The sequence below is a fragment of the Micromonospora polyrhachis genome (genome assembly GCF_014203835.1).
Taxonomy (GTDB): Bacteria; Actinomycetota; Actinomycetes; order Mycobacteriales; family Micromonosporaceae; genus Micromonospora_H; species Micromonospora_H polyrhachis.
The window spans coordinates 5,108,795-5,127,740 of sequence record NZ_JACHJW010000001.1; the positions used below are offsets into that span (position 1 = coordinate 5,108,795).

The window sequence follows — 18,946 nt, forward strand, 5'->3', positions numbered from 1 at the left end:
GCGGTCAGCCGGGGAGCAGGCGGGCCGGCACGGCGACGCGGATCAGTCGGTGAGGTCGATCGTGGTGAGCCGCTGAGTGGCCCGGGACAGGGCGACGTAGAGCGTCCGTACCCCCGACTCCGAATCGGCCCGGATCTCCCCAGGTGCGACCAGCACGACCCCGTCGTACTCCATGCCCTTGGCCTGGAGGCAGTCGACCACCTGTAGGCGCGGTCCGGCCAGCTCCGCCACCCAGTCGGCGATCTCGGTCCGGCGCGGTACCGGCGTGATGACGCCGACCGTCCCCTCCACCTCGGCGAGCAGCCGTGCGGTGGCGGTACGGATCTGTTCCGGCAACTCGGCGGCGGGCACCCGCAGCGCGACCGGCTCGACGCCGGTGGTCCGGACCGCGGTGGGCAGCGGCAGGTCCGGATGCACCTCGCGGATCACCTCCGCGGCGACGGCGAAGATCTCCGCCGGGTTGCGGTAGTTGGTGGAGAGGGTGTACTCATGCCGGGGCCGACGGCCCAACGCCTTGTCCCGGGCCTGCGCGAGTTCGCGTGGGTCGCCGGCCCAGGCGGTCTGCGCCGGGTCACCCACCACGGTCCAGGACGCCAGCCGGCCTCGGCGGCCGATCATCCGCCACTGCATGGGGGAGACATCCTGCGACTCGTCCACCACCACGTGGGCGTACTCGCGGTAGTCCTCCGGCCGCTGCCGGTCGGCCTGCGCGGCGCGCTGCCGGTCGGCGTACGTGCTCAGCTCCCGCACCCCACCGGTGAGCTGGAACGGGTCACGCCTGCGTCGGGCAGCCCGCTTCATCGGCTTGCCGAGCAACTCGTCCAACTCGTCGAGCAGGGCGACGTCGGCGATCGTCGGCCCGTCCGCGTCCAGGTTCCGGTACGACTCGGCGAGTAGCCGGGTCTCGGCACCGGACAGGATGCCCGCCGTGTACGCGCGCAGCCGCTCCGGCACCGCCAGCCAGCCGAGCACGTGCCACGGGTGCAGTCGGGGCCACCAGGCGCGCAGGAAGTCCCGGAACTCGGGCCGCTCGGCCACCTCGTCCTCGAACACCCGCTGATCGGGTAGACGACCGACACGCATCTTCCGGACCTGTGCCCAGAGCGCGGAGAAGATCCCGTCGAAGCCGACCCGGCGTACCTCGTTGCGGCGACCACCCCCGGCGAGCGCCCGGGTACGGATCTTGTCCAGTTCGGCGGTGGTCAGCCGGAGCAGTTCGCCCCGGTAGAGCAGGCGCAACTCGCCCGGACCGTCCGGTACCGCGTCCCGGGCGGCCCGGCGCAGCACCTGGCGCATCCGGAGCGAGCCCTTGATCGCGGCGACCTCGGTTCGGTCGACCCGGGTCGCCACCACCCCCGGGAAGAGCGAGCCCAGCGAGTGCAGGGTCGCCGTCTCCTCACCGAGCGAGGGCAGCACCGAGGCGATGTACTGGACGAAGACCCCGGACGGGCCGACCACCAGGACACCGCCCCCGGCGAACCGGTTCCGGTCGGAATAGAGCAGGTACGCCGCCCGGTGTAGGGCCACCGCCGTCTTGCCGGTCCCCGGCCCGCCGGAGACGATCGTCACCCCGGAACCGGGGGAGCGGATGGCCTGGTCCTGTTCCCGCTGGATGGTGGCGACGATGTCGCGCATGCCCCGGCCGGTGGCCCGGGAGAGATTGGCCAGCAGCGCGCCGTCACCGACCACCCGCATCCCGGGTGGTGCGGCGGCCGGGTCGAGCAGGTCGTCCTCGATCCGGGTGACCCGCTCGTCAGCGGACTGGATCATCCGTCGCCGGATCACGCCCTGTGGATCGGCGGCGGTGGCCTGGTAGAAGGCGGCGGCGGCCGGTGCCCGCCAGTCGATCAATAGCGGCTCGGAGTTCTCGCCGCGAATGCCGAGCCGGCCGATGTGCATCACCGCACCGGTGTGTAGGTCCAGCCGGCCGAAGACCAATCCCTCGTGCTCGGCGTCGAGCGAGTGCCGCCGCCGGGCGGCATGGAAGACCATGGCGTCGCGTTCCACGAGCGCCCCGAAGTTGCCCACCCGGGCCAGTTGGTAGCCCTCCCGTTCCGCCAGCGCGGCCGACTGGCGCAGCGCCGCCAACCGGGCGTAGACCCGGTCGAGATGGCACTGTTCGGCGGCCATCTCCTGTTCGAGGGTGGTGAGGTCGGTCAACGCGCTGGCTCCCGGACGATCGGCGGTAGGCCCCCGCCAGCGCCCGGCCCACCTCGGTCGGTGGGCGCCGGTTCGCAGCGGTGACCAGAGCGAGGGTACGGGCAACGGCCCAGGTCCGTGCTGCCGAGCGAGGCATGTCGGGTGGTATTTGATCTCCGTCACGTTCCGCCCGACCGGATGACCGCACCGAACCGCCGACTGGAAGGCCGGTCGACCGCTGGTCGCGGAACCGGTCGAGGCTGCGGAACCGATCAGGCCGGGAGGCTGCGGAACCGATCAGGCCGTGAGGCTGCGGAACCGGTCAGGGCTGCGGAACCGGTCAGGCCGTGGGCTGGGGGACCGGTCGAGCCGGGGGTTGGGTCGGCGCGGCGGCCGGACGGCGACGCAGGGCGAGCAGCGCCCAGGGCACCCAGACCAACTCCAGCAGGATCCGGATCCACACCGGGCCGATCGGGGTGACCGGCACCATGAGCAGTCCCCGGTCGAGCGCACCGAGCAGGGCGAAGCCGCCCAGTGCCACGGTCAGCCAACCCAGGCCGGTCCGGCCGGCGGCGCGTACGGACCAGCCGAGGCCGAGCCAGCCGAGGCCGGTCAACAGCAACCCGGTCGGAGTCCACCAGGTCGCCTCGGCGGCGGTCCCGAACACCCCGACAGCCAGGCCAGCGAGCAGCAGCAACACCGGCCAGCCCGCCGACCCACGCATCCTTCGGCCCGCCTGGCCGTCGTCGCCGAGTGGACGGCTGGTAGGCCGCCGACCGACGGGGCCGCCGGTACGCCGCCGGGCCACCCTGGCCCAGAGAGCCAACCCGACCAGACCGAGCAGCAGCGCCTCACCGAGCGCCCACTGCACCTCGATCCGGGCCAGACCCCGGGCGCCGTACCAGTCGCAGTTGCCGGGCATCCGGCGCTCGCCGAGCGAGTAGTCGGAGCAGACGTAGAGCTTGATCAGCTTGCCGGGCTCGGCGATCGCCCGGTTACTGCCGAGCCCGGCGGGTAGGGCGTCGTGGCCGCAGGCGGGCAGGGCCAGCGGCTCGGCACCGGCGTCGGACGGGGACTGCCAGCAGGACCCACGCCCCTGCCCGTCCCACCAGAAGTCCATCCGGTTCGGCGCGATGCCGCCGTCCGGTTTCACCCCCAGCTTGTTGCCCAGGTAGCGGTTGTGGTGCGAGGTGTCGAACTGGGCCCGCAACGAGGTGTCGCCACGTACCTGCCCCGGCACCCAGGACGTAACGAAACCGGCGTATTTGTGCCCGTAGACCCAGTTGTCCCGCCAGATGTTGTAGTTGCCGCCTGGATTGATCACCCCGGTGCCCACCGGCAGCCCCACCGCCGGACACACCACACCCTGCTCGTAGCCGCGCTCGGCGTACGGCCGGGCACAGGTGCCGTCCCGGACGTACCGGTAGTAGTCCTCGTTGTTGTCGCCGATCACGTTGCGCTCGAACCGGGCGTGGTTCTGTGGCATGCCAGGGTGGTCGGGGAAGGCCGAGTCGGTGCCGACCCCCGCGCCGTTGCCGGTGAAGACGTTGTCGTGCGCCCAGACCGAGTCCCCGGCCGTGCCCGAGTAACCGAGCAGGTTGTGGTGCGAGTAGCAGCCCCGGATCTCGATGGCGTACCGGTCGACCTGGTGACCCCGGTTGGCGTTGATGTTGGAGGCAGCCCCCGGATAGACGCCGGAGTCGCCATTGCCGTACGCCTCACAGTCGGTGTAGAGGCCATGATCGTCGGCGAAGGTGAGGAACCCGTACTCGTCGTTCCACCGGCCGGTCACCCGGTCGATGACGAACCCGTCGGTCTCCAGGATGTAGACGGCGTTGAAGGTGGTCCGCTGGGCGGTCAGGTTACGCAGGTAGAAGCCATTGGCGCGGTCTGCGCGGATGGCGTTGAGCCTCTGGTACGCGGCGTCAACGACAACGTCGAGCGGGCTGACCCCGGTGCCCTCGATCTGGAGGTCACGCTTGCCGATCACGGCAACCAGGTTCTGGACGTGCGGGCAGTCGCGTTGCTGTTCGAAGCTGAGCACCTGGTAGAGCTGGTTGCCCGACTTCGGCGCGCGGAGATCGGCGCAGGCGGGCGGTGGGGACGCCAGGCTCGGCTCCTCGCGGTAGGTGCCGGGTAGCACCAGAATCCGGGTGCCGGGTAGCCGTACCGCGTCCACCGCGGCCTGGATGTGCCGGTAGCCGGTGCGCTGGCACTCGGCGAAGAGTGCCTGGTTGCGGGTCTTGGCCTCGCTCGGAAACGCGGCGATCCGGCTGGCGAAGTCGGCCGGATCGTCCTTGCAGACCAGCAGGCGGGGCCCGTCGGTGCGGTAGGTCGGGACGCTGCCGGTGCCGTCCGGATAGACCGGGTCACGCTCGTCGTGGGCGGCGGCGGGTGCAGCGGGTGCCAGCGCCAGCAGCAGGAGTACGGCTGTCCCGACGACGCGCGTCAATATCGCCATGTCGCGCAGACTAAGGGAAGTCTCCGCTGGAGACCAGGTTCCATCGCTGTCGATCTGCGCTGGTCGGTCTTGTGCCCGGTCGATCTGCGCTGGTCGGTCCTGTGCCCGGTCGATCCGCACTGGTCGATCCGCGCTGGTCGATCCGCGCTGGTCCGCGGAACAGCGAACGGCCCCGGTGCGAGATCGTTCGATCCTGCACCGGGGCCGTTCGGTATGCCTCAGAAAGGCGGCCGGAGGGGGCTACCTGGGCGGGTGACTCAGGCCTCGAAGACGCCGGCCTCGACCAGCCGCTTCTCGGTGGCGTCCCAGCCGTGGGTCGGGTGCGCGGTGGCCAGGCCGTTGATCTCGGCCCGGATCTTGGCAGCGTGGCCGGCACCAGCCAGCACCCGGATCTCCTCGATGAACGCCTCGGAGTCGGTGCGCAGGCGGTTGGTCTTGCCGTTGGTCAGGTTCCGCACGTAGGCGTGCTTGCCGCCGTTGAGCGGGATGAGGTACTTGAACTCGCCGAGAACGCTCAGGGCGCCACCCTGACCGGCCTGGCCGGCGCGGACTGACGCGCGCGCGGTCTTAGAGGTGTTGCTCGCCACGGAGGTACTCCTTGCAAGACGTACGTACGGGAGGACGGATGGTCCGGGGGCCCCGACGGTGGACCGCCGGAAGGGGTCTGATGGTCGGTACGACCGCCGGACCGTCGTAATGCTGGAACACGGAACATGAAACGCTATCGGCGGCAGAAGCCGCCGAGTGAACTTTACATGACCCCGCAGGCCGGTTGGCCAGCGCGGGCCGTCGTAGGGGTGCAACCACGGCCACCGGGATGGCTATTCCACACCAACGAATTCCCGATTTCCTGGCACACCATCCGTCACTTCAGTCATCATAAGTTCCAGCCACCTGGTGATCGAGGTCGTAGGGGAAGACGCACCTCGCTCCCCGGGAGGTCACAACGTGCCAACGCGTGGCGTCGTATACGTCCACTCGACCCCGCTCGCCGTGTGCCAACACGTCGAATGGGCGATTGCGCGCGTCCTTTCCGCGCCGGTCAATCTGCACTGGACGGCCCAACCGGTCGATCCCACCGCCCGTCGGGCGGAGTGCGGGTGGTCCGGGCGGCCCGGGACCGGCGCGGAACTGGCTGCTGCCCTCCGGCAGTGGCCCATGATCCGTTTCGAGATCACCGAGGAGCCCAGCCTCGGCCTGGACGGTGAGCGGTTCATGTACGCGCCCGGCCGGGGACTGTTCCGGGCCGCCACCGGAGCGGCCGGCGACATCCAACTCGGCGAGGACCAGCTTCGGAGCATCATGGCGACCGCACGCGCCCCGGAGGCGCTTGCACACGCCCTGGACAAGGCCCTCGGTACGGCCTGGGACGCCGAACTCGAACCGTACCGGCACGCTGGCGACGGCGCCCCGGTGACCGTCCTCACCCAGGTCGGCTGAGCCGGTTCCAGGCGGCCCGTCCCGGCCCGGCCGCTGAGCCGGTTCCAGGCGGCCCGTCCCGGCCCGGCCACTGAGCCGGTTTCGGGCGGCCTGTCGGCCACTGAGCCGGCCCGTCCCGTTCGACCCGCAGGTCAGGGCAGCGGTGACGGCCCCAACTTGCCCCGATTCGCGGGGAACTGATGGGATGGGCGGGTGCCGCTCACCCCTCGGCGGATACCCGTCGTGCTCGCCCTGTTGGCCACGCTGGTCGCGGCCGGTTGCGGTGGCGACCCGACCGCTACGCCGCCTTCCGCGAATCCCGTCCCGCCCGCCCCACCCAGTGGCGGTGACCCCGCCAATGACGCCGCCCGGCTGGTGGCCACCCTCACCGACGAGGACCTGGTCGGGCAGGTGCTGATGCCCTATGCGTACGGCGACTCGGCCACCCGGGTCTCCGCCGGCTCGGCGGCCGGCAACCGGAAACTCGCCGGGGTCGACACCCCGGCACAGATGGTCGAGAAGTACCGGCTTGGTGGCGTGATCCTGGTCGGCTTCTCCGCCGACGACCCCACCGGCAGCAACCAGGCCACCACCAACGTCGACAACCCGGAGCAGGTACACGGCCTGACCACCGGGCTGCGCGCCGCCGCCGCGAAGCTGCCCGCCGGCTCCGCGCCGCTGCTCATCGGTATCGACCAGGAGTACGGCGTGGTCACCCGGATCAAGGACGGGGTCACCAACCTGCCCAGCGCGCTGGCCACGGGGGCGGCCGGTGACCCGGCCCTGACCGAGGCGGCCTGGCGGGCGGCCGGCACGGAACTCGCCGCGCTCGGGGTCAACGTCGACTTCGCCCCGGTCACCGACGTACTCGCCACCAACAGTGCGGTGATCGGCTCCCGCTCCTACGGTGCCGACCCGAAGGCCGCCGGTGCCCAGGCCAGCAGTGCCGTACGCGGTCTGCAGGGCGCGGGCGTGGCGGCCACCCTCAAGCACTTCCCCGGGCACGGCCACACCTCCGCCGACTCGCACGAGGACCTGCCGCAGCTCACCCAGGACCGCAAGACCCTCGACGCCGAGGCGATCTCGCCGTTCAAGGCGGGCATCGACGCCGACTCGTGGCTGGTGATGTCCGCGCACCTCGACGTACGGGCGATCGACCCGGGCACCCCGGCCACCTTCTCCCGCAAGCTCCTCACCGACGTGCTACGCGGCCAGCTCGGCTTCAAGGGAGTGCTGGTCACCGACGGGATGAACATGGGAGCGGTGCAACGCTGGTCAGCCGGCGAGGCGGCGGTCAAGGCCATCAACGCCGGCAACGACCTGCTGCTGATGCCGCCCAACGTCACCCAGGCGTACGACGGGCTACTGGCTGCCCTGCGGGACGGCTCGCTGCCCCGGGCCCGGCTGGTGGAGGCGGTAACCCGGGTGCTGACCCTCAAGTTCCGGCTCGCCACCCACTCCACCCCTGCCATGTCCACTCTCAACAGTGCGACCCACCGGGAGGCGGCCCAGCGGCTCGCCACGGCGTCCATCACCCAACTGCGTGGAACGTGTGCCGCCGCGAAGCTGCCCGGCCCGGTCACCGTCAGCTCCTCTGGTGGGCGGGACCAGACCCGCAAGGTGCTGACCGAGGCGCTACGTGCGGCTGGCGTCGAGGTGGTCGAGCAGGGCGGCACCGTGGTCCACCTGGTCGGGTACGGAGACCAGGCCGGCGATCTGCGGGCCGACGCGGCGGTGACGGTGGGCATGGACACGCCATACCTGCTCGGCAAGGCGAAGTCCAAGGTGCTGCTGGCGACGTACTCCTCCAGCGCGGTCTCGATGACGGCGTTGGCGCAGGTGCTCGCCGGCCGGGCCCAGCCGGTCGGCCGGTCCCCGGTGCCGGTCCCCGGACTGCCGGTCAGTTCCTGCACCCGCTGACATCGACCGAGCACCTGCCATGTGACCGGTGCTCGGGCCTTGACGGCCCGCCCAGCACAGGTCTTCGCCCCCGCCCCGAAAGGCAGAACACGAACTCGCATCCTGGTAGCGTTCGGCTGTCCATCGACCGAACGACCGGGAGGGTGTGCTGGCCGTGACACCGCCGGAGCCGACACTCTCCGTCGTCGTACCGATGTTCAACGAGGAGAGCGTCCTGCCGTTGCTCGCCCCCCGGCTGCGCGGCGTCCTCGACGGGCTGGGCGAGCCGTACGAGGTGGTGGCCGTCGACGACGGCAGCACCGACGCCACTCCGGCGGTCCTGGCCGGACTGCGGCGCGGCTGGCCCCAACTGCGGGTGATCCGGCTGCGCCGCAACAGCGGCCACCAGGCGGCCCTGACCGCCGGACTGTTCCGGGCCCGGGGCGAGTATGTCGCCAGCATCGACGCCGACCTCCAGGATCCGCCGGAGGCGATCGGCGAGATGCTGGCGCTGGCCCGGTCCGGCGGACTCGACATCGTCTACGGCGTACGGCGGGACCGCTCCACCGACTCGCCGTTCAAGCGGTGGACCGCCGGGCTCTACTACCGGCTGGTACGTCGCCTGGTCGGCAACAGCATCCCCGACCAGGCCGGTGACTTCCGGTTGCTCAGCCGAGCCACCGTGACCGCCCTGCGGGAGTTGCCCGAACAGCGTCCGGTGTTGCGGCTGGTGGTGCCCTGGCTGGGCTTCCCCAGTGGGGAGGTCGGCTACGTACGCGAGGAGCGGGCGGCCGGCAGCTCGAAGTATCCGCTGTCCCGGATGCTGCGCCTGGCCACCGACAGCATCACCAGCTTCTCGGCCGCCCCGCTGCGCCTGGCCACCTGGTTCGGGGCCGGTGGGGTGGTGCTCTGCTCGGTGCTGCTGGTGATCGTGTTCGTGGCGTACCTGCTCGGCCACACCGTGGCCGGCTGGCCCTCGCTCTATGTGGCGATCCTCTTCCTCGGGGCGGTGCAGCTGCTCTGCCTCGGACTGCTCGGCGAGTACATCGGACGGATCTACGTGGCGGTGCAGGGTCGGCCCAGCTACTTCGTCGGCTCCGACACGTTGGAGGAGGAGCCGGTCGAGGTGGTCTCGGCGGCCGTCGAGGAGTTGACCACCACCGCGCCCGGCCCGAGGACCGCCCGATGACCGCGACCACCCCCCGCCCGAGCCCTCCGTCCGCCGCTGTCGACCCGTCGCACCCCACCCCGGTCCAGTGGCGGCGCTGGGTGCCGCTGATCGTCGGCGTCGGCTACTTCGCGGTCGTACTGATCGCCGCCGGGACCTCGCCACTCGACCTGATCCGGTACGCCGGCTACGTCGCGCTGGCGCTGATGCTGCCCGGCACCCTGGTCTACCGGGCGTTACGCCGCCGGCCGCACACCCTGGTCGAGGACCTCGCGATGGGTACCGCCGTCGGGCTGGTACTGGAGTTGCCAGCCTGGGCGATCTTCGCCGCGCTGGACCTTGCCGGCTGGCTCTGGCTGTGGCCGTTGACGGTGGTCGCCGTCTTCGCCGCCGTACCGGGACTGCGCCGCCACTGGCTGGTCCGGAACTACGTCACCCGGGCCCCGCTGGGCTGGTCCTGGTCGGTGGCGGGCGCGGTGGCCTTCTTCACCACCTACCTGTCGTCGGTCTTCCTCCAGCGCAACCCGATTCTGCCCACCGACGAGGGCACCCGGCAGTACGTCGACCTGGCCTACCAACTTTCCCTGGCCGGTGAGGCGAAGCACCAGTTCCCGCTGCACGTGCCACAGGTCGCCGCGGAACGGCTGGACTACCACTGGTTCGGGTACGCCCACATGGCCGCGACCAGCCTGATCGGTCAGATCGACCTGCCGGTGGTGGCGCTGCGGCTGGCCGTACCCGGGTTGTGTGCGGCGGCGATCGTGCTGACGGCGGTGCTCGGCTGGCGGGTCAGCGGCCGGCCGTACGTCGGGGCCGTCGCGGCGATGCTCTTCTTCGTGGTCGGCGAAACCAACTTCACCCACCCGGTGACCATGCCGTTCGGCACCCAGGCGACCTTCGTCATCTGGCACGGCATGTCGATGATCTATAGCTGGGTGCTGCTGATCGCGTTGATCGCCGCCCTGGTGGACGTGGTCGACCAGCGCACCGACCGGACGGTGCCACCGATCGGGCCGGGCGCGTTCGTGCTCGTCGGGCTGCTGATGTTCGCCTCCAGCGGGGCCAAGGCCAGTTCGGTGCCGGTGGTCGCGCTCGCCCTGGCGATCACCGCGCTGGTTCTGCTGGTCACCCGGCGGCGCATCCCGTGGGCAGTGGTGGTGGCCGGGATCCTGGCCGGTGCCGCACAGCTCTTCGCCACGGCGGTGCTCTACCGCTTCCAGGCGTACGGCGTGCAGATCGGGCCGCTGTGGAGCCTCGAAGCCTTCTGGGCCCGACCGGCGGACCGCTCGCTGTGGGCACAGGCGTTGGTCGTGATCGGGGTCTTCGCCGCTTTTCTGATCAACATGCAGCTTCGGGCCGCCGGCGTGGTGCCGCTGCTGTGGCAGCGCCGTGGCCGGCTCGAACCGGGACAACTGTTGTTGCTTGCCGGCACCGTCGCGGGGCTGCTCTTCTACCTGCTGGTGGAGCAGTCCGGCGGCGGCAACCAGTACTTCCTGCGCGCCGGGTTCACCTTTGCGGTGGTGCTGTCGGCCTGGGGCTACGCGCTGGTCTTCGAGCGGGCCAGCCTGACCGTGCGCGAGAAGACCATCCTGGGCGGCTGCGCCGCCGGATTCGTCCTCGTGCTGGTGGCGATCCAACTCGAATTCGCCACCTGGGTGTCGGGGAACACCCCCTTCGACCAGTTGCGCCCGATGCTGAACTGGGCCCTCGGCCTGGCCGCAGTCGGGCTGGTCGTCGTCCTGGTGTGGCGGTCGGCCACCGGCTGGCAGCAGGCGTTGCGCGGGCGGGGCGGACTGGTCGCGCTCACCGCGATCCTGCTGGTCGGCGCACCCGGGCTGATCATGGACATGTACAAGTCGGAGCAGCATCCCAACGGTGGTGCCTACGTCAACGTCCCGCTGCCCCGGTCCCGGGTCGAGGCGGCCCGGTGGACCCGGGAGCACAGCTCACCCGGGGACGTTGTCGCCACCAACGTCCACTGCGTGGTCCGGGGCAACGGCTGGTGTGACGCGCGGGGCTTCTGGCTCAGCGCCTACAGCGAGCGCCGGGTCCTCGTGGAGGGCTGGGCGTTCGCGCCCCGGGTGGCGGCGCTGGGAGCGTACACCCCGTTCTGGGATCAGGACCTGTTGCGGCGCAACGACGAGGCGTTCACCGCCCCCACCACTGACGGACTGCGCGACCTGCGGGAGCGGTACGGCGTACGGTGGTTGGTGGTCGACCGGTCGGTGAACCCGGAGGCGAGCGACCTGCGGGAGTTGGCCCGGCTCCGGTTCGACAACGGCCGGATGGCGGTCTACGAGCTGGTCTGACCGCCACTGGAATTGGCTGGCTGGCAGCTTGCCTCATCAGCCAGGATGTTCCGATGCTCAGCGCCGCCACCCCGCTGTCGTTCGAGATCGTCTCTCCCGAGGAGGAGCGGTCCCGGACGGTGCTGCGGGCCTACTACCGCGACATCGTGGGCCGCTACTACGGGCGACCGGCGACTGAGGCCGAGATCGACGACGTGCTGGCCGACGAGCCCAGCGACGATCTCCGACTCCCCTCCGGCCTGTTCTGGGTTGCGACCGAGGGGCCGCTCGTCTCCGGCTGCGCCGGGCTACGCCTGCTGTCCGAGGCGGTCGGCGAGGTGACGCGGGTCTTCGTCGCGCACCAAGCCCGGGGGCGGGGGATCGGGGCACGGCTGCTGGCCGAGGTCGAGCAGGCCGCCCGGGACCGTGGGCTGGCCCGGCTCCGGCTCGACACCCGGACCGACCTGGTCGAGGCACGCCGGCTCTATGCCCGGCACGGCTACCGGGAGGTTCCGGCGTTCAACGACAGCCCGTACGCCGGGCACTGGTTCACCAAGGACCTCGGCTAGCACCTCCGTGCGGTTTTGAACGCCGCGAGATAGTTGCGCTCTCAACAAAATCCGACAACGATGGCGTCATCCCTCGTCGATGTAACGGAGGCTACGGATGCGCAGAAGGACAACCAGGGTCGGCGCGACTCTGGCCATGTCGGCGACCATGACCATCGGGCTCGGAGTCGTGGCATCCCCTGCCTCGGCACAGGACATTGGCCTTGTCTTCTACAGCGGGCACCTCAAGAACAAGGTCGCGCAGTTCCCCGTCCCGCCCACGGACTGCACCCCGATGCCGACCAGTGCGGACAGCCACATCGGCTGGAGCGGAGTCGAGAACGTCTACGCCTATTCGACCTCGGACTGCACGGGCGTGGGCTGGGGCCTGGGCACGCTCCGCACCTATGAAGCCGGGCGCTGGCTGAGCTTTCGCACCGTCTGATCCGACGCGTGGGCGGGCGGGTTGACACTTCCCGCCCGCCCATCCAGAACGTCTCCCTCAGTGGAGAGGCTTCCGCATTCGCATCAGCCAGAAGCTCGACGGGATTCGCGTGACGTCATCGATGATCTCGCCGTCCACTTCCTCGAAGGACTCCCGGGCCAGGGCAGTGAAGCCGGCTGGTTCGCGGACATGCTCGCCCCGGTCGTTGTCGGACATCCACCGGGAGATCCGGCCCTGGCGAGGTTCGTAGCAGGTGTCGACGGCGATCACCCGGCCACCAGGAGCGAGGGCTCGGGCGGCCACTCGCAGCACGTGTCGGGACTCCTCATCGGACAGGTGGTGCAGCAACCCGAGCAGCAGCACCGCGTCGGCGGGCGGGACCTGCGACAGATGCTCCGCACCGAAGACCTCGCAGCGGAACTCCGCACGGTCGCTGCCCCAGCGGTTGCGGGCGTACTCGATGTAACGCGGCGCGGTGTCGAAGCCGTAGTAACGCACCCGGGGGAGCCGCTCGAAGTAGTACGCCGGGCCGCAGCCCACATCGATCACGGTGTCCCCGTCGGCGAGTGAAAGCTCGTCCAGGCAGCGGTAGCGTAGTCGGTCCGCGCCCAGGCCACGCTGCAACGTGACGTAGAGCGGCACGTGACCGAGTAGACCCTTGGCCGCAGCCAACACGACTTTCTCCCGGGGGCATCTTCGACGATCAGCGACAGGGGCGTCGCATCTGCGGAACCTATCACCGGTGGCTGATGATCTGCTCAGTCTCGCCGGCCGTCGACCGGGCGGGTCAGCTCGCGGGCGGTCGTACCGCCGGACATACCCACCGCCCCCGGCCTCGCGGTCATGTGTCCGATCCATCAGGATGTGCGGCATGAGCGTGGAACCGGTGACCACGGGCCCGCCCCGGCCGATCCGACCGGCGTTGCTGGGACAACGCTGGGACCATCTCGCCTTCCTGCACTGGCCGGTCGAGCCGGAGACGGTCCAACCGTTCCTGCCCGCAGGAACCCGGCCGGACACCGTCGACGGGATCAGCTACGTCGGGCTGATCGCGTTCCGGATGGTGGGGGTGGGGCTGCCGGTCGGCCCGGGATTGCCCTACCTCGGCACCTTCGCGGAGACCAACGTCCGGCTCTACTCCGTGGACGACGAGGGGCGACGGGGAGTCGTGTTCCGCTCCCTGGACGCGGCGCGGTTGCCGTTCGTACTCGCCGCGCAGGCGGGGCTGCGGCTGCCGTACAAGTGGTCGGCGATGCGGTTGGACCGCGCCGGTGATCGGTACACCTACCGCTGTCGACGACGGTGGCCGAATGGACGGGGCGCCACCAGCCGCCTGGAGATCCGGGCCGGTGCTCGGATCGGCGAGCCCACCCCGCTGGAGCACTTCCTCACCGCCCGATGGGGCCTGCACGTGCGGGCGTACGGCCGCACGCTGTACCTGCCCAACGAGCATCCGCCGTGGCCACTGCACCAGGCGGAACTGCTGGAGCTGGACGACCAGTTGGTGTCGACGGCCGGGTTGCCGAGCCCGCCCGGCCCTCCGGTGAGCGTGCTGTTCTCCCCCGGCGTCCCGGTGCGCTTCGGCCGCCCGGTGCCGCTAGCGGAGGCCCAGTAGCCCGGTGCGGCTAGCAGAGGCCCGGTAGCCGCCCGGTGCGGCTAGCAGAGGCCCGGTAGCCCCGATCCGGTCTGCGCTGACCGACCAACGGTCCGCCCCGGCGTGCTCGGGTCGGAACGGACCAGCAGGTGGCGAAGAGACAGCCGGTCGCTACTACCGGATCATGGCCGCAGGGTCGCGATCGTCGCCTTCGCTGCCTCGGCGATCAGCGCGTTGTCGTACTTGGCGTCCTTCTCGCTCCGGTCGGACATGATCGCGAGCACGATCGGAGCCCCGTTCGGTGGCCACACGACGGCGATGTCGTTACGGATGCCGTAGGACCCCGCGCCGGTCTTGTCACCCACGGTCCAGCCGGTCGGCACCCCGGCCCGGATCAGCTTGTCGCCGGTGGTGTTCCGCCGCAGCCAGTCGACCAGCAGGGCACGGTCCTCGGCGGAGAGCGCGTCGTCCACGGCGTACGCCCGAAGGTTGGTGGCGAAGGCCCGAGTCGTGGTCGTGTCCCGCTGGTCGCCCGGCTTGACGTCGTTCAGCGAGGTCTCCCGACGTTCCGGGTCGGTGACCTGGTCACCGAGTTCCCGCAGCGCCTTCTCGAAGCCCGCTGGGCCGCCGAGCTGGTCCAGCAGCAGGTTGCCCGCCGTATTGTCGCTGTAGCGCACGGCCGCATCAGCCGCCTCGCGCAGCGTGATGCCCGTGGCCACCCGGTCCTTGGTGATCGGCGAGTGGTCCACGAGATCGGCGGCGGTGAAGCGGATCACCCGGTCGAGTTCGGCCGTGGTCGTCTTGTCCAGCACCGCGGCGGCGGCCAGTGCCTTGAACGTCGACGCATAGCCGAACCGTTCGTCGGAGCGGTGCTCGACGGTACGCCCGGAGCCGGTGTCGATGGCATAGATTCCGAGCCGGGCATCGTACTTGGCTTCCAGCCGGTCAAACTCGGGACTTGTCGTGGCGGCCACCGCCGCCGTGGTGGGGGAGCCCGGATCGGGAGCGACGGGCCCGTCGGTCGTCGAGCAACCAGCCAACGGTACGAGCACCAGCGCGGTGACCACCGCCAGTGCGGAACGCCGAGGCACGGGAACTGTGGAGCAGAGCACCATCGTTCGGCACGTCCTCTCGTTTGCCCTCAATTCTTGCTGGGACGGTGGGCGCGAAGCATGAGCGACACCCCGGGCAGCGACTTCACCGGCAGGTAACGCTCGGCAGTGATGATCGTCCGAAGGCCGAGGTTGACCACACCCGGCAACTCGTCCAGGTCGCTGCCGGTGGACTTGCGCCGCCGCCAGGCCGCCACCGACCGCAGCAGCACGTTCCAGCTCCACAACTCGTCGATGACGAGGCCAGCCTTTTCGATCACGGCGGTGAGCGAGTCGCGGTCGTAACGCCGGACATGCCCCACCGCCACGTCGTGCGCCGACCACAACCGCATGTCGCACGGTACGGCGATCAGCGCGGTGCCACCCGGCCGCAACGTACGCCGGATCTCGGCGGCGGCCAGCTGGTCCTCCTCGATGTGTTCGAGGATGTCGAAGGCGACCACCAGACCGAGGCTGGCCGAGGGCACCGGCAGGAATCGGGCGTCGGCCCGGATGACGTCGAGCCCCCGCTCGGCGGCCACCTCTGCGCCCTCGGCGCTGTACTCCAGAGCCAGCGGGTGCCAGCCGTGCGCCCGCAGGACCCGGGTGTTACCGCCTCCGGCCGCACCGATGTCCAACGCCCGCTCCGGCCGCTGGCCGTTGGCCGCCAGCCGGCGCAGCGACCGGGCCAGCAGGGCCCTTCGCTCGCGGTACCACCAGTGGGTGTCCTCCAGCGCGGCGAGCTTACGGATCTCGGTGGCTTCCAACGCGTACTCCTCGGCGGGTCGGCGGTCCCCACCCTAACGGCCGCAGCTTCGTACGGCGTAAACCCGGATGCCGACCAGGCACATTGCCTGGCAGACTCCGCCGGCATGGGAGAAGCGAGTGGATTCGACTACCTGGAGCGATCCGACGGGTCCGTGGTGATCACACATCGGGGGCGGGTCGCCACCACGTTGCGGGGTGGCCGGGCCGACGAGTTCCTGGCCGAGGTCGCTGCCGACCCGCAGCAGGTGATGGCCCGGTGGACCGGCAACTACCGGCGGGGCAACGAACGCACCGCCAAGCAGCACCCCCGCAACCGCCCCCGCTGAGGGGGTAAGGAAGGGCCCCTTCCTAACCGGAGAGCGCGGCCGGAATGTCGAGCAGGGCGAGGAACGCGGTCGCCGCCGGTGTACGACCGGCGTGGCTCCAGACGACGTATTCGACGCGGGCCGGGGCGTCGGTGACCTCGATGGTGGTCAGGCCGGTGAGCTGAGGCACGTACGCGGAGGGGAGCAGGGCGATGCCGAGGCCCTCCTTGACCAGCCGAGCCATGAAGTCCGCGGTGGTCACCTCGAAGGCGACGTCCCGACTGAGACCAGCAGCCGCGAAGGCCTGATCGGATTGGGCACGTCCGGCGGTCTTGGCCGGCAGGTCCACGAATACCTCGGTGGAGAGTCGGCGCAGGCTGACGGTCGACTCCGTGGCGAGCGGGTGATCTGGTGCGACCACGGCGACGAGCCGGTCCCGGGCGAGTTCATGGGCGGCGACCCCGTGGGGGCGGGCGGTGGTCGGCAGCCCGAGGAAGGCCACCTCGATGAGGCCCTGCTTGACCTGTTCGACGAGTTCGTCGCTCCCGCCCACCCGCAGGCTGATCCGCACGTGCGGGTACCGCTGGTGGAAGTCCCGCAGGGCACCGGGGATGTCGACCGCAGCCACGGTGGGGATCAGTCCCACGGCGAGGCGGCCCCGTATTTCGCCGACCGCCGCCGCGACCTCGGCGGCTGCGCGCTCGGCGGCGTCCAGGCACTGGCGGGCGGCGGGGAGGAACGCGGCACCGGCCGGGGTCAGTCGCACCCGGCGACTGGTGCGCTCGAAGAGTTTCGCGCCCAGTTCCCGTTCCAGGCGGGCGATCTGGTGACTGAGGGCGGACTGGACGACCAGACATCGTTCGGCGGCTCGGGTGAAGCTGCTGGTCTCGGCGACGGCGAGGACGTACCGCATCTGCTGGAGTTCCACAGGTCTATCTTGAATCACGATTGATCAGGTGACAATGATGTGTTGGACTCATTGATCACCTGCGGGTGAGACTGCCAGGTGTGACAACTTCAGCGACATCGAGGATTTCCGGCGGGGCCGGCAGTGCCCTCGGGGGAACCCTTCCGCGCACTCTCCTGACGGCGATAACTCCGGTCGTCTGGGGCACGACGTACGTCGTCACCACCGAGCTGCTCCCGCCCGGTCATCCGCTCTTCGCGGGCCTGTTACGGGCGTTGCCCGCCGGCCTGATCGCGCTGGTGATCAGCCGTACCCTGCCGCGCGGCGCGTGGTGGGGTAGGGCCGCGGTGCTCGGCGTACTGAACATCGGCTTGATCTTTCCCCTACTCTTCGTCGCGGCCGAACGCCTGCCCGGCGGCGTAGCCGCCACCCTCGGGGCGGTCCAGCCGCTCATCGTCGCGCTACTGGCCTCCCCGGTCCTGCACGAGCGGCTCACCGGCTGGCGTCTCGCCTGGGGAGCGGCCGGTGTGATCGGCGTCGGTCTGGTGGTGATCGGACCGAAGGCGGCATTCGACCTCGTCGGGGTCGCGGCCGGTCTGGCCAGCGCGGCCACCATGGCCCTCGGGGTGACCCTCACCAAACGCTGGGGACGTCCCGCCGAGGCCAGCCCCACCGCGTTCGCCGGATGGCAGCTCACCGCAGGCGGGCTCTTCCTGGTGCCGATCACGTTCCTGGTCGAGGGGGCACCGCCTGCGGTGGACGCGCCCGCCGTCCTCGGCTACCTCTGGCTCGGTCTGGTCGGCGGTCTGATCGCCTACGTCCTGTGGTTCCGGGGCATCACCGCTCTGCCCATCACCGCTGTTGCCGTGCTGCCCCTGCTCTCGCCGCTGGTCGCCGCGCTCCTCGGGGCCGTCCTGCTTGGCCAGATCCTCGGCCCGATCCAGCTCGTCGGGTTCGTCATCGCCCTCGCCGCGATCGTCGCCGGACAACTGCCGGCCCCCACTCGCCGTACCTCAGTTTCCCCAGCACAACAGCACTGAAAGGATCTTGCGATGTCGAGCAAGAAGACCATCCTCGTTACCGGCGCGACCGGCGGCCAGGGCGGTGCCGTCGGCCGCCGGCTGCTCGCCACCGGCTGGGCCGTACGCGCCCTGGTCCGCGACCCGGACGAGCCGGAGGCCAGCGCCCTCACGGCGCTGGGCGCGGAGTTGGTCGTCGGCGACCTGAACGACCCGGAGTCGCTGCGGGCGGCAGCACGCGGCGTGTACGGCGTCTACAGCATGCAGGCCGCCGACTTCACCGACCCGCAGCCCGAGATCGAGGTACGGCAGGGCCGCAACGTCGCCGACGCGGCCAGGGCCGTAGGTGCCGCGCATCTGGTCTACAGCTCCGTGGGTGGTGCCGCACACAGCTCCGGTGTCGCGCACTTCGAGAGCAAGGCGGAGATCGAGGCGTACGTCGACGCCAGCGGCGTGCCCGCGACGGTGCTGCGGCCGGTGTTCTTCATGGACAACTGGCGGTACCTGTTGCCGGAGGCAAAGGATGGTGAGCGGGTCGTCTCGATCGCGCTGGGCGCGGACACCCCGCTACAGATGGTCGCGCTGACCGACATCGGCCGGATCGCCGTCGAGGCGTTCGACAAACCGGCCGAATTTCTCGGCAAGAAGATCGAGATCGCCGGTGACGAGCTGACCGTACGGCAGATGGTCGACCTGTTCGCCAAGGTCGACGGCATCCCGACCCGCTTCGAACGGCAGCCGATCGAGCAGTTGCGAGTCGCGGTCGAGGAGTTCGCGAAGATGTACCACTGGTTGGACGAGCAGGGATACCGGGCCGACATTGTCGCACTCCGCCAGCGTCATCCGGGGCTGCTGACCTTCGAGGAGTGGCTGCGCACGTCCCGATAGCAGCGCC

General features: G+C 70.5%; 17 protein-coding genes. 10 read left to right on the plus strand and 7 right to left on the minus strand.

Annotated features, from left to right (window positions below):
- Nucleotides 1-42 precede the first annotated feature (42 nt).
- From FHR38_RS22630 to FHR38_RS22640, 3 genes are all read right to left on the minus strand, one after another.
- Nucleotides 43-2,160 carry a HelD family protein gene (locus tag FHR38_RS22630; protein WP_184536559.1) on the minus strand — a complete coding sequence of 706 codons (2,118 nt, stop codon included), beginning with the start codon at nt 2,158-2,160 and terminating at the stop codon, nt 43-45.
- A gap of 319 nt (nt 2,161-2,479) precedes the next feature.
- On the minus strand, nt 2,480-4,600 hold the full coding sequence (locus FHR38_RS22635; protein ID WP_184536560.1) for a right-handed parallel beta-helix repeat-containing protein: 2,121 nt from the start codon (nt 4,598-4,600) through the stop codon (nt 2,480-2,482).
- A 257-nt stretch (nt 4,601-4,857) separates the two neighbouring features.
- Nucleotides 4,858-5,187 carry a hypothetical protein gene (locus FHR38_RS22640; protein ID WP_184536561.1) on the minus strand — a complete coding sequence of 110 codons (330 nt, stop codon included), beginning with the start codon at nt 5,185-5,187 and terminating at the stop codon, nt 4,858-4,860.
- A 361-nt stretch (nt 5,188-5,548) separates the two neighbouring features.
- On the opposite strand from FHR38_RS22640, the gene FHR38_RS22645 reads away from it, so the two are divergent.
- The 6 genes from FHR38_RS22645 (at nt 5,549) to FHR38_RS22670 (ending at nt 12,367) form a co-directional block, all read left to right on the plus strand.
- Nucleotides 5,549-6,040, plus strand: a complete 492-nt coding sequence (locus tag FHR38_RS22645) for a DUF3145 domain-containing protein (protein WP_184536562.1) — start codon at nt 5,549-5,551, stop codon at nt 6,038-6,040.
- 192 nt (nt 6,041-6,232) lie between these two features.
- Entirely contained in the window at nt 6,233-7,939 is a 1,707-nt protein-coding gene (locus tag FHR38_RS22650; protein ID WP_184536563.1) for a glycoside hydrolase family 3 protein, read from the plus strand.
- Nucleotides 7,940-8,093: 154 nt separating this feature from the next.
- Entirely contained in the window at nt 8,094-9,107 is a 1,014-nt protein-coding gene (locus FHR38_RS22655) for a glycosyltransferase family 2 protein (RefSeq protein WP_312882344.1), read from the plus strand.
- Nucleotides 9,104-11,395 carry a hypothetical protein gene (locus tag FHR38_RS22660; RefSeq protein ID WP_184536564.1) on the plus strand — a complete coding sequence of 764 codons (2,292 nt, stop codon included), beginning with the start codon at nt 9,104-9,106 and terminating at the stop codon, nt 11,393-11,395. The genes FHR38_RS22655 and FHR38_RS22660 overlap by 4 nt, the downstream gene beginning before the upstream one ends.
- 53 nt (nt 11,396-11,448) lie before the next feature.
- Nucleotides 11,449-11,943 (plus strand): GNAT family N-acetyltransferase, encoded by a 495-nt coding sequence (locus tag FHR38_RS22665; protein ID WP_184536565.1) that lies wholly within the window; start codon nt 11,449-11,451, stop codon nt 11,941-11,943.
- Between the two features lie 97 nt (nt 11,944-12,040).
- Entirely contained in the window at nt 12,041-12,367 is a 327-nt protein-coding gene (locus FHR38_RS22670; protein ID WP_184536566.1) for a hypothetical protein, read from the plus strand.
- 57 nt (nt 12,368-12,424) lie between these two features.
- Here FHR38_RS22670 and FHR38_RS22675 read toward each other — a convergent pair whose 3' ends face one another.
- Entirely contained in the window at nt 12,425-13,042 is a 618-nt protein-coding gene (locus FHR38_RS22675; protein ID WP_184536567.1) for a class I SAM-dependent methyltransferase, read from the minus strand.
- A 196-nt stretch (nt 13,043-13,238) separates the two neighbouring features.
- Between FHR38_RS22675 and FHR38_RS22680 the strand changes: the two genes are divergently transcribed.
- A complete protein-coding gene (locus tag FHR38_RS22680) occupies nt 13,239-13,982 on the plus strand; it encodes a YqjF family protein (protein ID WP_184536568.1) in 744 nt (247 codons plus the stop codon).
- A gap of 161 nt (nt 13,983-14,143) precedes the next feature.
- Here FHR38_RS22680 and bla read toward each other — a convergent pair whose 3' ends face one another.
- Nucleotides 14,144-15,052: a class A beta-lactamase gene (bla, locus tag FHR38_RS22685; RefSeq protein ID WP_312882346.1), complete on the minus strand. Its 909-nt coding sequence runs from the start codon at nt 15,050-15,052 to the stop codon at nt 14,144-14,146.
- A gap of 50 nt (nt 15,053-15,102) precedes the next feature.
- Entirely contained in the window at nt 15,103-15,819 is a 717-nt protein-coding gene (locus FHR38_RS22690) for a class I SAM-dependent methyltransferase (protein ID WP_184536570.1), read from the minus strand.
- Nucleotides 15,820-15,924: 105 nt separating this feature from the next.
- Between FHR38_RS22690 and FHR38_RS22695 the strand changes: the two genes are divergently transcribed.
- A complete protein-coding gene (locus tag FHR38_RS22695; RefSeq protein ID WP_184536571.1) occupies nt 15,925-16,146 on the plus strand; it encodes a hypothetical protein in 222 nt (73 codons plus the stop codon).
- A 22-nt stretch (nt 16,147-16,168) separates the two neighbouring features.
- Here the strand turns inward: FHR38_RS22695 and FHR38_RS22700 are convergent, their stop codons facing one another.
- Entirely contained in the window at nt 16,169-17,053 is an 885-nt protein-coding gene (locus tag FHR38_RS22700) for a LysR family transcriptional regulator (protein ID WP_184536572.1), read from the minus strand.
- Between the two features lie 80 nt (nt 17,054-17,133).
- Here FHR38_RS22700 and FHR38_RS22705 point away from each other — a divergent pair, with 80 nt between their 5' ends.
- Together FHR38_RS22705 and FHR38_RS22710 are read left to right on the plus strand one after the other, a co-directional pair.
- Nucleotides 17,134-18,072 (plus strand): EamA family transporter, encoded by a 939-nt coding sequence (locus FHR38_RS22705; RefSeq protein WP_184536573.1) that lies wholly within the window; start codon nt 17,134-17,136, stop codon nt 18,070-18,072.
- Between the two features lie 12 nt (nt 18,073-18,084).
- Nucleotides 18,085-18,939, plus strand: coding sequence for an NmrA/HSCARG family protein (locus FHR38_RS22710; protein WP_184536574.1), 855 nt, complete (start codon nt 18,085-18,087; stop codon nt 18,937-18,939).
- The last annotated feature ends 7 nt before the right edge of the window (nt 18,940-18,946 follow it).